The organism is Gemmatimonadota bacterium (assembly GCA_030747075.1).
GTDB lineage: Bacteria > ARS69 > ARS69 > ARS69 > ARS69 > ARS69.
The window spans coordinates 28799-43705 of sequence record JASLLL010000014.1; the positions used below are offsets into that span (position 1 = coordinate 28799).

General features: G+C 64.7%; 7 protein-coding genes. All 7 read right to left on the bottom strand.

Annotated elements, in window-relative coordinates; all coding sequences use genetic code 11:
• Nucleotides 1-9 precede the first annotated feature (9 nt).
• A complete protein-coding gene (locus QF819_06355) occupies nt 10-3309 on the bottom strand; it encodes a hypothetical protein (protein ID MDP6802779.1) in 3300 nt (1099 codons plus the stop codon).
• 11 nt (nt 3310-3320) lie between these two features.
• A complete protein-coding gene (locus tag QF819_06360; GenBank protein MDP6802780.1) occupies nt 3321-4295 on the bottom strand; it encodes an NHL repeat-containing protein in 975 nt (324 codons plus the stop codon).
• 44 nt (nt 4296-4339) lie between these two features.
• Complete coding sequence (locus QF819_06365) at nt 4340-5089, bottom strand: hypothetical protein (protein ID MDP6802781.1); 750 nt, start codon at nt 5087-5089, stop codon at nt 4340-4342.
• Nucleotides 5086-8442 carry an FG-GAP-like repeat-containing protein gene (locus QF819_06370; GenBank protein MDP6802782.1) on the bottom strand — a complete coding sequence of 1119 codons (3357 nt, stop codon included), beginning with the start codon at nt 8440-8442 and terminating at the stop codon, nt 5086-5088. The genes QF819_06365 and QF819_06370 overlap by 4 nt, the downstream gene beginning before the upstream one ends.
• A 73-nt stretch (nt 8443-8515) precedes the next feature.
• A complete protein-coding gene (locus QF819_06375) occupies nt 8516-9559 on the bottom strand; it encodes a PorV/PorQ family protein (GenBank protein MDP6802783.1) in 1044 nt (347 codons plus the stop codon).
• Nucleotides 9560-9604: 45 nt separating this feature from the next.
• Nucleotides 9605-13753: a type IX secretion system sortase PorU gene (gene porU / locus QF819_06380; protein MDP6802784.1), complete on the bottom strand. Its 4149-nt coding sequence runs from the start codon at nt 13751-13753 to the stop codon at nt 9605-9607.
• A gap of 128 nt (nt 13754-13881) precedes the next feature.
• Nucleotides 13882-14877 (bottom strand): acetyl-CoA carboxylase carboxyltransferase subunit alpha, encoded by a 996-nt coding sequence (locus QF819_06385; GenBank protein MDP6802785.1) that lies wholly within the window; start codon nt 14875-14877, stop codon nt 13882-13884.
• Nucleotides 14878-14907: the final 30 nt, after the last annotated feature.

Genomic DNA, 14907 nt, shown 5'->3' on the forward strand with positions numbered 1-14907 from the left:
CCTCGTCTCCTAGAACAATGCTCGCGCCTGGACGCGCGCCAGATGACGCGTGGGAATCCCCTCCAGCGACCGGCCGGAGTACGACAACGACGCCGACACCGAATCCGACAGACGCACTTCGGCGGTCGTCCGCCACTCCAGCTCATTCTCGTCCCGGGTCCGGAATCGCATCCCCGTATCCGCGCCCCCGGCCTCCAGCGGATGAGTCCACGACAGTCTTCCCGACACCCGCCCCCCGGCCCCCACCGAGGAGCTGCCTTCCAGCGCCACGGACGCGCCTTTGATGAAGCTCCCGCCTTCTTCATTCCGCTCGGAAACCCACGCGGCCACTCCCGACAGGCGCCGCGCAGGATGCGGCTGCCAGACCAGTTCCTCGCGAATCTCCAGCAGGCGAATGTCGAACTCCGCCGCTCCCCGATCCGACCGCGACTGCGTCTGCCAGGTTCCCTGTGTCTCCAGCGTCCACCGGTTGTTCAGTGCGTTGCGTGCTCGAAGAACACGCCGGGTGGTGACGATCTCCACGCGCTCGGGGTCCGCACGGTTGTCTTCCGCATCGATCCTCTCCAGGCGCCCGGTGACCGAGAACCGGGCCGCCCCCGGAAAGAGCGTGGCTTCCTGTCGAAGGAGGATCTTTCCGTAGACCGTGGTGTCGTCCCGCTGGTACTTCGCCAGATCCAGAAGGTAGATCGAAGTCCGGTCGGCGGCCGTTGTCTCTTCCTGCACCCGAATCACGGTCTCCGCCTCTACCTTCGACAGGATTCGCCGGAGTGCCGAGTCCGCACTCTCCGCAGCACCGCGGGACCTTCTGGACCTCCCGCCGACGCGCACCCGGGCACTCGCGGAAACGGCCAGTGTCGGCTCTTCGGTGGCGGAACTTCCCGCCACGCGGTCGGTGAAAACGCGGGAAGTCGCTTCGTAGGCATAGTCCCCGCGCAAGAGACCGCCGAGGTTTTCGTGGGAAAGATCCCCGCGCAGGAGATGGGTGACGCGGTCCTCTCCCGGGCGCCCTTCGACCACATCCAGCGCACGCCGGATCCACGAGAAGCGCGCGCGGAAGGATCGCGACGGGGAAGCCTCGCCGCGAAGTTCCGCAGTCCGCCCGATCGACTGCCGGACCCACTCCCCGAGCGCTGAATCCACGACATCCGTTCGCCGCCACCCCAGCCGCGCGCGCGCCGAGTATCCCCGCCCCGGCTTCCAGTCGAGAGACGCACCGAGTTCCTCGTCGTCCTCCCCCCGGGTGCGCGCTCCGCTCTCCCGGTCCTCCCGCCACTCCTTCCACCACGACACGCCCGGATGGAACGGACCCAGTCTCCCGATGACCTCGCCGCGCTGCCGAAGGAGATCACCCACCGCACCCCCCGACGAGGAAGTCCGGTCCTCCCGGCGCACGGACTCCACGCGCAGCGTGGCACTCTCGATGCGCCCCCCCTTCCACGAGGCGGAACCCTCACGGCGCTCACTGGCGAAACGCCCCGTCCGATCCATCCGGCCCCACGCGCCTCCCAGCGCCCAGCGCCCCGGACGCTCCAGACGGGTCTCGACCTGGGTGACCGCTTCGTCGGTGCGCGTGGTGTCGGTGAAGTTCCACACCTCGCCAAGGAACGCGCCTCGCGTGCGTCCCATCGACACGAAGGAAGCCTCCTCCGTTCGATGGGACGCGGTGGAGTGCCAGCGCAGCGCGTCCTTCGCCCGATCCGCGCCCCCGGGATCGAACGACAGCGTGACATTCCCGGCCCGGCCCGTGTTGTCGCCGTCGTCGACAGAACTGAGCGTGTTCGCGTCTTCCCGGCTCACCGCGGCGTCCATCGACAGGTGAAACGCTTCCCCGGCCTCAAGGCGAACGCCGACATCGGCCAGGGCGGCACTCCGGGGCGCCGCCAGTTCGACATAAGGCGCATACTCCCCCAGCCCGGGGCCGACCCATCGGAAGTAAGTCAGCCCGGTATCGAGATCCCGGTCGCGCTCATACGCCCGCAACGAATCCGCCCCCCCGCGGGAGAACGAGACTTCGCAGCTTCCACTGTCCCGCCCCGCGTATTCAAAGTGCCCGTCGATCTGGTGGTAGTCTCCGTCCTCCAGATCGCACACCCACCCGGGCACGACCACCGTGGTATCACCCGCCTGCTGCATCTCCAGGCGACGCTCATCGGTGAGCGTTACGCGCAACGGATCGTGGCCGTCCGTCTCCGCGGCGAAGGACGCTCCGACCTGAACCCTCCGGCCTTCCGATGAGTACTTCGTCTCCCCGAAGTAGAAGCTGCGGCGGTACTCCTGCTCCGCCACCTCAAAGTCGACGGCAATCTCCGAGTCCTCGGTCACCAGAACCCGATTGGTGAACTCCACCTCCCCGCGCGAGTAGTCGATGACATAGTCGTGGTTCTCACCGCGCGTGAGTGCGCGCCCGTCGAGCCACACCTTCTCCGACCCCGCCACGATCACGCCCTCCGGGTTTTCACCGTCGCCGGCCAGCACATACGGACCCTGCTTCCCTTCCATGCCGCGGAACTCGGCCTTCCGGAAGTTGCCACGCGCGCCTGCCCCGATCCCGCGGACGCTCACGCCCCCCGCCTTCACCACCGCCTCCGCCCCGGAGAGACGGCGGTCGAAGTCTCCGAACGCGCTCCCGCTGCGACCCGCCACGAAGTCTCCGAGCGTGGCGGAACCCCGTCGGCTCTCCACGCGAATGAGAACTTCGTCCAGCTCTTCCAGCCGCCTTGTGTTTCCTTCCGGCTGGAGAGGAATGTCCTGATCGGAGAGAAGCGCGGTGACGCGGACATGGTCGCCAACATCCCCGCGAACCTGCACACGCAGCGACTGCTCCACCGCGGCGTCCTTGTTCGAGCCGACCTCCATCGCCAGCGTCTTGGCCCCGGTGATGCGAAGACCCGCGCCCGGCGATGGCTGCTCGCCCCCCTCGCGGGAAGCGGATGGGGTCCCTTCCGGAAGCGCCGTCGCACCCTCGGGCGAAGCTTCTCCGCGCACCAGCGAAGTGAACTCCCGCGGAAGGTCCACCGGCACCCACGAGTAGCTCACCGACACGCCCCCCGGCGGCTGAATCCCATCCGCCCACCGGAGAAGCCCCGCGTCCGGGTCGAGCCGGTAGTCCACTTCGCGCGCCCGCAGTTCGCCGTCCACCCGAACCACCTCCGACCCGACCAGGAGGAATCGATGCGCCAGAACCAGGACACCGCCCTCCGGGGGTTCGGCAAAGACCTCTGTGGTCTCCGGAGCCGCCATCGCTGCGAACGCTTCCGCGGCCGCCCCTACGCAGAAGGCCGCCAGGATCGCCGCCGAGGCACGAGTCAAGCGGCAGGCCGTCAACGGGCGCGGGTTTCCGTCAGGATGCGGAAGACCTCCACGGCTTCGCGCTCTCGATCCACGACAAAGACTCGCCCGTCCTCCGCGACCGCCACATCCACGGGAGCCAGGAACCGGCCGGGAGCGTCGCCCCGCTCGCCAAAGGAAAAGAGCGGCACTCCCGCCGGGGTGAAGATGCGCACTCGCGCGGCCCCCGCGTCGGCCACGAACACATTTCCGCGAGCGCCCACATCGATCCCCGTCGGATCCACGAAGCCCTCGCCGCCCTGCCAGGAGGCTCGCCAGTTTCCGAGCGCGTCGAAGACCTGGATCCGGCGATTCCCTCGATCCACGACAAAGACGCGCCCGTCCGGACCGACCGCCACGCCAGCGGGGTCACGAAAGCGCCCCGGCTCCTCACCGAGCCCGCCGAGCTTGCCGACCGGCTCCCCGGTCGGCGCGAAAACCCAGACGCAATGCGACAACGCATCCGAAAAGTAGAGACGCCCCTCCGCATCGGTGTCCATCCGCACGGGCCGCACGAGTTCTTCGTCGGAGAAACCCGCCCCGGCGCGAAACGGAAACACAACGCCCACCGGCGACTCATCCGAGATGGAGAACTCTTGAATCCGGTCATTCCCGAAATCCACGACGAAGAGCCGAAACCCTCCTCGGGCACAGACATCCGTCGGGTCGACGAACTCCCCGTCGTCCCATCCGTAGCCGCCGAGCTCCCGCACGAAACGCCCGGCCGGAGAGAAGAGACACACACGATGATTCCCGGTGTCCGCGACGAACACCTGCCCCAGGGGATCGGTGGAGACTCCCTCCGGCGCGCGAAACCCGGGGGAGTCCGGCAGCGACTGGAGCGACGCCTCGTGGCGTGCCACGAAGTACGCGCCGTGGTCGGCGGAGTCCTGCTCTGCGGAAGAAGCACCGAGCACAGTCGGAGCCAGCAGGACTACGAAAGCGGTGGAGAGGATCCGGGATTCCACTCTTGGCGCGACCTCCGGGATCAAAGGGACGCGTCGGCGGGAAGTCAGTACCGTGCCGTCACCACGGGTCCCACGACAAGACCGCTTCCGGTCGGCGTGGGGCCCATGCGCCACTCCAGCGTGGCCTGTTCCTCCCGAACCCGACGGTTGTGCCCTCGGGTGACGGCCAGAGCATCCACCAGGGACACCAGCCTGTTGAAGATAGCCGCTCCGATAGCCAGACGCGAGTTCCGAAACGCGCGTTCGCTTCCCGAGCGCAGCACGCGGAAGCGCACCCGCGCGTCGTCGTCCGGCCAGGACCAGTAGGCCTCCGACCCGTACCACCGTGTCTGAGAAAGGAACTCGTCCTGCGCGGCGGGATCATCCGGGAAGCGCAGTCGCGCGTCGCGGCGGACGATGTCCAGCCACTCCTCCTGCGACAACCAGTGCCCGATGTGCTCGTAATAGTCCGAACCAGCCGACGGGTTCGCCCCGCCGTGGAGCACGGCATAATCGATCATCCGGTCCCGGCGAATGGCTCCCCGATATCGGTGGATGGCAAAAGTGGTCCAGACTGCCGTTTCCACAATCTGAAAGACCGTGGCTCTTCTCGTATGACCCACATAACGCTGGCCAAGTCCCGGAAACAGGGCGGACGACGCCAGCGCACGCGCCACCGACTTCTCCGCGGTGGAGGCACTGGGCGGGGCCGCGTCCACCCAGTCCCAGTCTCCCGCAGGCGGGGGAGGCGCCGCCAGGACGGAAGCCGCTCCCAGCGCGACCAGCAGCACCAGTCCCGCGGTGAGTCGCTTCATCGGATCACCGCCAGTTTCTGCGTAATCTGTTCTTCCCGCGTTCCGGACAGCGCCTGCACGGAGCACAGGTACACCCCGCTCGCAAGGTCGGCCACCGGGAAAGTGATCACATTCTCCGTCGCGGACAGCGTCGGTCCCGAAAGGCTCAACATCTCCGCGCCGGAGAGGTCGTACACGGTGAGCCGCACCTGCGTCGACGGATCCGGACTTGGCCCGAGCGTATACCGAACGGTCACGCTTCCGTGGCTGTCGAATGCGGGATTCGGGTAGATGGTGACCGGACCGGCCAGAACTCCGCCCTCCTCATCCGGGAAGAGGGGAAGCCGCTCCGCCGGATACGATCCGTGGAGTCCCGGCCCACCGCCCAGCATGGGCCATGCGGGATTGGTCCGCGATGCAAAGCCGCCCGTGGTCCAGGCATAGACTCTCCCGTCGGTGCATCGTGCGAACAGTTCCATACGACCATCCCCGTCCGCATCGGCCACCGCCGGGACGGATGCCATCGGGCCACCGACCGGAATCGGGAATGCCTCCAGCAGGATCCCCGACCCGCTGTACGCACGCACGGTGAAGTCCGGAGCGCCGAGGACCACATCCTGCCGCCCGTCGCCATCCACATCCGCAATGGCCGCTCCCGGGAGAGGCAGGCCGGTCGGCGGGTGATCCACGGTCTCAATCTGAATCGGCCACCCCGGCGGATGAGTTCCGTTGTAGTTGAACAAGTGGCAGGTCCCCTCTCCCGATGGAACGGCAATCTCCAAGAGCCCGTCCCCGTCCACATCGCCGAAGGCGGGGGCTCCTCCGATCGGGGCGTCCACTCGAAGCGGCCAGCCATTCATCATCGCGCCGTCTCGATCGAGAAGCGCCATCCACCCACCCTCGGTGGCCAGAAGGATCTCGGAATCGTTCACGCCGGGCGTGCGGTCCATGTCCGCAATCCCGACGAAGACGGTACCGCTCTCCGGTTCGTCCATCGCGTGTCCAATCCGGAGAATCCGCCGCCCCTGCGCGTTGAATCGCTGAATGTGAACGCTGTCACCATGCTGATACGCCACGAGCCCGTCGAGAAGGCCGTCGTCGTTCAGATCTCCGAACGCCAGCGTCGGGAACAGGGAATCCACCGCCACCGAACCAAGGAGCGGTTTGGAGAAGTTCGTGGCGAGCGCACCCCCCGACAGGTCATAGCCCACAAGGTGACCCGCGAGCGTCGCCGCATAGACTTCGTCCGTACCGTCGCCGTCCAGATCGGCAGGCACGACCGGGGTCGTCGGGCGGCCAGCCGCCCCGAGAAACAGCACCTGCCCCGCCGAGTCCGCGGCGGCCACGGGCGTGCCATCGTCGTTCCAGCAGTACACGGCACCCGAATCCGTATACGCGACGACCTCCAGCCGGCCGTCTCCATCCACATCGCCCATCGCGGGAGATGCCTGAAGAGCTCCATTCACGCGCCCGGGAGGCGCTGGCGCGGGCCACGAACCGGCCGGATTCACTTCTCCGTCTCCGTCCGTGTCCGCATGCCGGAAGAGGAAGACGGAACTGTCTGCGAACACCGCAACCTCTCCGAGACCATCCGCATCCACATCGGCAATCACCGGCGCTGTCGCGCCCCCGCTGCCGTAGCTCCCCACCTGCACCGGCCATCCGCGCGGCTTGGAGGAGAACCCGAAGTCCATCGTGACGGTGCTGTCCCGGGGGCCGATGTTCCTGATGGAGATACTCGACGCAGTTCCGAGATTGCTGTCCGAGTTCGGGCGCGTATGGGGTGTGAAGTCCGCGTTGTTGTCCGCATGGAAGGTCTCGCGGTCCGTTCCCATGGGGAAGTACGAATACGGGCTCCCGATGTCCACGATCCCGTCAGCCTCCTCGATCGTCACCCCCCGCTTGTCGTAGAGAACATTGATTCCGCGTCCCGCCGCGAAGTTCGCCAGAATCTGCCGCTCGTCGATGTGCCAGATCAGCACCCCGGGATCGATCAGGAGATCGTAGTTGTGACTGACCTCTTCGGTAGTGGCGTCGATCGGACCGAGAACCACTCCGGTGGAGTCGTCCTGATCGAGAGCCGTGTTGAACCCGGTTTCAAGACTCCCGCCATCCAGGTTGTCCACTCGATTCTCCACCAGGAAGTACTCCGTCGCACTGATCGGCAGTTCGTACCACTTGGCGGTGCCGGGAGGCAGCCCCCGCGACGGATCCTGGATGGCACGGAGCTTCGCGCGCGGGAAGTCCTCGGTCACGGTGACAGGACTGATCCCGAACTGGTACAGCAAGAGCCACCTCGACCACGCTCCCACGGCGGACGGCAAGACGCCGACCACCTCCACGGTGTCATCCTGCGCGGGAGTCATCAGCATGACGCGAGTGAGATTCCCGCTGTCCATCAGGTCGTAGTAGGCGACGGTCGGGGTGAACCTCTCCACATTGTAGATGTCGAAGAGTCCGAGCTGGTGCCCCGTCTCGTGAGCGATCCCGCCATTCAGCGCCGTCAGAAACCCGTCCTGCGAAGAGGTCTCCGGGAAGACCATGCCTGTGGTAATGGTGTCCGCCGTATCGGTAACGACCACATCGGAGTCAGTCAGCGAGATCGAGAATGTGGGGAGGTCGTAGGGGGAATTCTGAAAGACATCGTTCTGCCAGTCACTTCCCGCGTGCATGACGAAGAAGATGTCCCAATCGGCCCAGACGAGATCGGAGTCTGCATCGGCGGCCACGATGGCATCGCGGAAGAGATTCGTGAGTCCTTCCACAGTGAAGAAGTCGTCTTCGGTTTCCGGGCCGTAGTCCGCCATGTCCGGAAGTTCGTACGCGCCCCAGCGCTGGTTTCTCGGGAAGACGGTACCCTCGATCTTGATGTTCCCGTAGCTCATGGAGAGCCAGTACCGCTGCAGCGCCTCCATGTGCGCCTGGAAGAACGCATCATCGTGCGGAGGCGGATCGATGAAAATGGTCGCGGGGTCCGGGTTTTCGCGCATCATCCGGCCGTCCCCGGTCGTGAGGTCTCCCTTGGAGTCCTCCGCGAACTCAATCCGGAGTGCCGCCGCTTTCACGACCAGCGTCTCGCCTCCGTCCCGCGTGAAGGACGGACGCCGCTCCAGCGCACGCCGCGCGAAGACCGGTGTGACCGGCCCCAGATCCAGATCCAGCCGCCGGTGACGACGCTCCACTCCCTCGGCCGATCGGAGGGAGGCTTCATTCGCGCGGGAGTTTCCCTTCCCGGGGTAGCCGGCTGCAGGGAGCTTCCCCGCGCGGGCGCCATTCGGCGGTCCCATACTGACTGCGCCCAGCGCAATCAACAGCGCCAGCGTGAGGAGCGGCCGCAGGCTTCGGCCCGTTCGCTCCCGACTTCTCTCGTCCAACTGGGGCGTCTCGCTTTCTCGACCGGGCCTCCGTCCCCCTTTTTCGGAAGGGGACGGTCCTGGTACCGGAGATTTAGAACTCGTACGAAAGAGAGAACCTCTTCACATCGTCGAGTCCTGTGGCCTGAGGGTACCCGGCAAAATCGATTCGTGCCGACGCGTAGGAGACCCCGATCCCGTAGGTGTAGTCGGTGATGTCTCCCGTCTGATCATGAACCCACCCGGCTCGAAGGAACACGAAATCCGCGAAGGAGTACTCCATGCCGTAGTTGTAGATGATGTCCTTGAACTCGTCACTGAGGCTCTCGTCCGTCCATGCCGTGAAGAGCGCCTTCCACGCCGGGTCCACCGAGAACTCCTCCGTCCCGGTCCCTCCGCGCTGCCGGACGAGCACCTTGTTCACATCCGCGACCACCGAGATTCGATGCACATCATTCTCGAAGGGAGTCACGCCCAGCCCCATGCGGAAGTTGAGTGGAAGCGGATTGGGGCTTCCGTTGTCCACGAACTTCAGCGCAGGCCCCATGTTCTGAATGGCCAGAGCCCAGCGCAGGCCCCACGGTCCGAGATCATGACCGTGAACGCCCATGTCGATGGCCCAGGTGATTCCCTGCCCCTCTTCCAGTTCTCCGATCTCCGGGGAAAGATAACTCAACAGGATCTTCGCCCCCGCGCCCGCCGCGAAGTGAGACGAAATCTCCGTTCCCCAGCCGCCGCCGATCCCCATCTCCCAGGATGTGAACTCGCGCAGGCGAATCCCCGAGGCATCCGTCGCCTCGCTGGTCCCGTAGGTCAGAAACATGATGTTCCCGCCGACTCCTCCGATGCCCTCCATCCATTTCGCGTACGATGCGTACTCGAAGTAGACATCGTCCGTGAGGTCCGGGACCGGCGCGAAGTGCATGCCTGTCAGCGACGGACCCCGGATGTACCCGAGATTCGCCGGGTTCCAGTAGACACCATCCGCACCGCTCGCTTCGGTAATGTGCGCGCCGCCCATTCCCGAGGCCCGGGCTCCCATGCTGAACAGAAGCCATGGAGTCACCGATTCGGAAACGGCCCCCGCCGCCACCGGGACCAGAAGAACCACCGCCAGAACACTGAGAATCTTCCGCATGACCAGGTCTTCCCTTTCCGATTGCCGCCTGCCTGCAGGAGGCAACTAGCGCATCTGCACGACACGCCCGATGAACTCGTCCGTCGTTCGACTCCCGCCCGGGACATCAAACTCCGCTTCGAGGAGATAAATGTAGGTTCCATTGGCCATGGGCGTTCCGTTCGAGTCATGCCCATTCCAGATGATGCGACCCTCTCCAGCAGACACGGAGACAGGCCCCCTCTCCCTGACTTTTCGGCCGGTTACCGTGAACACCTTGAGCGTGACCTCCGCAGCCTGCGTCACGCGAAACACGAACGCCACCTCATCCGAGAACGGGTTCGGGTATACCGCGGTGAAGGCTTCGTCGATTTCGAAATCCGTGGTTGGAAGAACCACACGGAAACTTGCCGATTCAATGGTTCGGTTGCCGACATTGTCGAACGCCTTCACCACGATCGTATGGTCTCCGGAACCCAGAGGCAAGACGCGCCGGACACGACCGGTCGTGGAAGTTCCGTCCTGATAGATGAAGTCCTCAAAGAGATCCACGCGCTCATGGTCGTCCACATCCACTTCCAGCCGGGCGAACTGAGGATGAGGCCGCAGATTGATCCCGCTGGAATCCGCGAGATCCACCAGGAGAACGGGCTTGTCGGTGAAGAGATAGTCTCCGCTCACGAAACTGTCATACCCCTCAAATGAGATGCGAAGACCCGGTCCTTCGGAATCTTCCACCTGCTCCGGCGAAATCGTGGGCGCGACGACCAGGGAGTCGTACCCCCCGGAACCGTCACGCAGAAGATCGTCTTCCAGAGCAAACACGCTGACGCGGCCACTGTTCCCGGAAAGCACGCCCTGCGACAGGAAGAACTTCACTTCGAACTCGCCCGCCGTGATCGGCGTATCTCCCCGGAAGGAGGTCGGGCCTTCAATCCGATAGGGAATGTGCTTCTCCACGCCGTAATAGTCCGTGTAGTCGTAGCCGGTCGTGTCCGCGGTTTCCGTCGTCATGACGAATGCCGTCCCGTTGAACGCGGGCGAACCGTGCGTTCCGTCCACGGTCTGCCCGTTTTCATCCACCACGCGCCCCCGAATGACCCGAAGCGTGCCCTCCGTGTAGCTGGAGTCCACGGTCGTGGAGTCGAACCGGACGAAGTACTCGCCGAAGCGTACTTCCATCGCGGGATCTCCAAGGACCACATACTTCTCGTTGTTGATCCTCACCGGAACACTCGACGGCATCATCATCTTGGCTTCCATTGCCGACAGCCCCACGGACTTCACCGCCCGGGAGTTGGTTTCCACCAGATACGGCGTTCCGAACATCGCCTGAAGCCAGAACTTGTTCAGCGCGGCATTCGTTCCGGCCTGCACGAGCCCACCGGATGCAAAGGTCACCGCCGCGCCTCCGTCGGGATGGAACAGGAGAAGCTCGCACATGCTGTCTCCGCCCAGTAGATCGAACCGGCTCACCGTGCACGAGAATGTGGAGAAGAGAGGAGTCCGGGTCTCGTTCAAGAGCTCCGGGATCTTCTGAGACACAAAGACCTCCTCGTGAGCCATCGTGTTCTGATCCCCGTGCCCCGTGTAGGTCACCATGAGCGCTCCCCGGGTGAACTCCTCGATGAACGCTTGCTGGGCCTCGGGCTTCTTCCCGAAGTCGTTTCTGGGGTACTCGGTGAGGTAGATCTTCACGCGCTCCAGAGCGGTGGGCAGGTACCCGTTCGCGAGGGCCTCCACCTGCGTCGTATGAAATGACTCGCGCGCGGAGTCCGTGTCCGTGCGCTCGTCATCCGCAACCATGACGACCCGATTCTGCCAGTGTCCCGGAGTTTCGTAGTTCAGTTGCGATTCCAGCTTGTCCAGCATGACATCCAACTCCGCCGTGGTGGAAACCGGGAAGCGCCCGATCACGACATCGAGAGCCGGTTGAGCCCCCGCGCTGTCGTAGTCCGCGGTCTCCAGATAGCCGAAGAAGTCATCCGTCGCGTAGAAGGACCCGTTGTCACCGCCCTCGTACTGAGTGTTGATCTGGCGATAACGATTGTTGTACGGGAGAATGTAATTCTCCGGACTGCCGGAGAGGTTCTGTTTCACATCAAAGACCGCGTCTCCAACCAGCACCACATACAGCGGGCTCACCGACCAGCTTTCCAGCGCATAGGCCAGAAAGTCCCGGATGGCGGAAGGATCCTGCATGCCCCACCCGAACTCATTGAACACGGACTCGATGTCCACCACCGCCGTCGTGTACGGATGAGGGGCAAAACCCGCACGAAGCGAGGCAAGACGCTCAGCGCCTTCCCGGAACTTCGAGTGGGTAATGACCAGATACTCCGCGGCCCGCGCGGGACTCCGGAGGCCGACGATCTCGACCGTCTCCGCCGGGGGAAGCGAGAGAAACCCGGCAGGTGACACGCAGGTGTACCAGCGAACACCGCTGCCCGGCGAATCCGACATGCGCACACCATGCGGCGACAGCGCCTCGGAGACGGTGTAGTCGGTGAGGCGTACCGTTTCGTGGGCGTCCGTCACATCGAACAGAAGGATGTCGTCCGGAGCCGCATCAAAGCCGGAGAGGAGGTAGTCCGAGACGCTGTCCGCAGGATCGGAGTACCAGGACAACGAGTGTCCCCCCTCCGCCTCCAGCGCCCTCTCGTACTCCACCTCAAACCAGGCGAGGTAAAGATGGTCGGAGAAGGTCGCTCCCTCGGAACTTGCGTTGATGACCAGCGAGTTCGTTCCGTCTTGCAGCGTGGATACGCTCCCCGACAGATCCATCGTCGCGAGGTACGCGGAGTGCGTCCAGACCGTATCCGCGGCCAACCCTCCCTGAAGATAGAGCTCAACATCCCGCTGGGGTGCCGTAAGACTCCCCTGGAAGCTGTAGAGTCGCGCCCTGACCATTGCTTCCGGAGATGTTGCGCGATCCAGAAACATGGAGTACGACCGGTTGTCTCCCCTGCCGAAAAGGGACTCCCACATCCAGCCGTCTTCATCCCGATGCTTGAAACTCTCCAGATTGTCTTCTTCGAAGTGAATCCGATGCGGTGCCGTGGTCGCATAGGAAGTGGCGCTCGCCGCCGCGCTGCGCGTGGTCATCCGCGCCGGAGGATCCACGAACGACCCGCCCCAGGTGATCCAGTAGGTGGTCTCCCGGTTGTACGGGTTGTCGATGTGGTCGGTGCGGGCCAGGGACGAAGAATACTCCGCCCCCCAGGCCGAAGGGCCGAGCGCATGGAAGACAAAACGGTCACTCAGATCAAAAACGCTGTCCCCGTCGCCGAGATCCAGAAGGGCACACTCGGACATGAACTCAGGACGCGCGACCGAATAATCCTCCGGCAGTTCGATCCCGGACCCGGAAAACACACGAATGGTCGTCGGGTCCACCGATCCCGGATCCACGCCGACATCGTTGAAGGTAAAGTAGTCCAGCTGGTACATCCCCCCCGCCTGGATGGGCACCTTCAACCAGACCGGCGCCGAACCGAAGGAGTCCCCGAGACCCCGGACTCCCCCCGCCCGGCGCGGAGTCCGCCAGCGACGAGCCGTTCGAGCATTCAGGAGAGCCGAATCGAAGGCCGCTTCGAAGTCCGCTGCATCCCGACGCGGAATGCCCGCCCGACTCGTCTCCGGCCTGGAAAAGTCCAACCGGACGATGAAGCGCTCCGCCCATACGAGCTCCCTCGACCCCGCGTCATGCCGAACGGGATGGAAGACCAGCCGGGCCACTCGTTGCCCCCTCACGCTCGAGGTTCCCGCAATCTCCGCCCATGGGTGCGAGCGGATCGCGGCACTCCCGGGCGCGTCGTCCGATTCGTCCATCCGGGTGCTCAAGGCATAGGGAAAGGGGCTGCGGGTCACGGAAACCGCAGACACCGTGACTTTCGGGATCTCCCCGGGGGGAATGCCCAGAAGCCCTACGGCCGATGGCAGGTCCGCCTCTCCCGGCCTGGCCAGATGCACCGCCCGGCTGAAAGTGGGCCGCTTGGTAGCTCCGCGACCGGGGACATCTTCCAGCGCCCGCTCGGGCAGCGTCCATTCGACGACCAGTGATCGCTCGTCGGAGGAGATCACACGAATCCCTGACGCTTCCGCGGCGAGGGCCGACGGCTGCAAGAGAAGCCCCACCGGAGAGAGTGCACTCAGGACGGCCCCCACAAGAACCGCCGCCGCTGGTTTGGATCCCGCAAGATGGAGTTTCCGCATTCGTGTTCCAGGTTCTGAAAGTGGTAACCGAACGGCCCCTGCGGACGGGAAAGAAACCGTGTCCGCGCCGAGCCCGCGCACACGGATCGTACGCAGGGGGTTGAACTTGCAACGATCCCTGAAAACTGTCAAGACGCCCCCCCGCCCCGGAGAACGCCGTCCTCCAAGTATCGGCCCATCCGCGAGTACTTCTCCATGCGATTCGCCAGAAGCTCCTCCACCGGAACGGCGGCCAGATCGGTGAATGCCGTCTCCAGTACATCTCCCACCAGCCGTGCCGCTTCCGCGGGATCCCGGTGGGCGCCGCCCTCCGGTTCCGGGATGACCCCGTCCACAATCCCAAGCTCCTCCACATCGGGCGCGGTCACGCGCAGGGCCTCGGCCGCGTCCTTGGCCTTCGCCCGGTCTCCCCACAGGATGGCGGCACACCCTTCCGGAGAGATCACCGAGTAAACCGCGTGCTGAAGAATGTAGATCCGGTCACAGACCGCCATGGCCAGCGCCCCGCCGCTTCCGCCTTCGCCGATCACCACCCCGACAATCGGAACGGGTAGACGCGCCATGACAAACAGATTCCGCGCGATGGCCTCGGACTGGCCTCGCTCTTCCGCCTCCACGCCGGGGAACGCGCCCTGCGTATCGATCAGGCTCAGGATCGGGCGACCGAACCTCCCCGCCAGTTCCATGAGGCGCATGGCCTTCCGGTAGCCTTCCGGGTGGGGCATGCCGAAGTTCCGTGCCAGCCGTTCCTTGAGATCCCGCCCCTTCTGGTGCCCCAGCACCATGACCTTTCGCCCCCGGAATCCCGCGATACCCCCCACAATGGCCCCGTCGTCCCCGAAACGGCGATCCCCGTGGAGTTCGCAGAAACCCGTGGTCATCCGGTCGATATAATCGAGTGCCTGCGGGCGTTTTGAGTGCCGGGCAAGCTGAACCGTCTGCCACCGCGTCAGCCTGGAGAAAATGCGGTGACGAAGCTGTTCCGCCTTCCCTTCGAGCTTCTGCAGCTCATCGCGAACCTCGAACTCCTCGCTGGAAGCAAGATCCTCCAGTTCGCGGATCTTGGTCTCCAGTTCCACAAGAGGTTGCTCGAAGTCCAACCAGCCTCCCGATCCCTCGCTCATGCACATCTCCACACGATGGAAGCGGGCGAT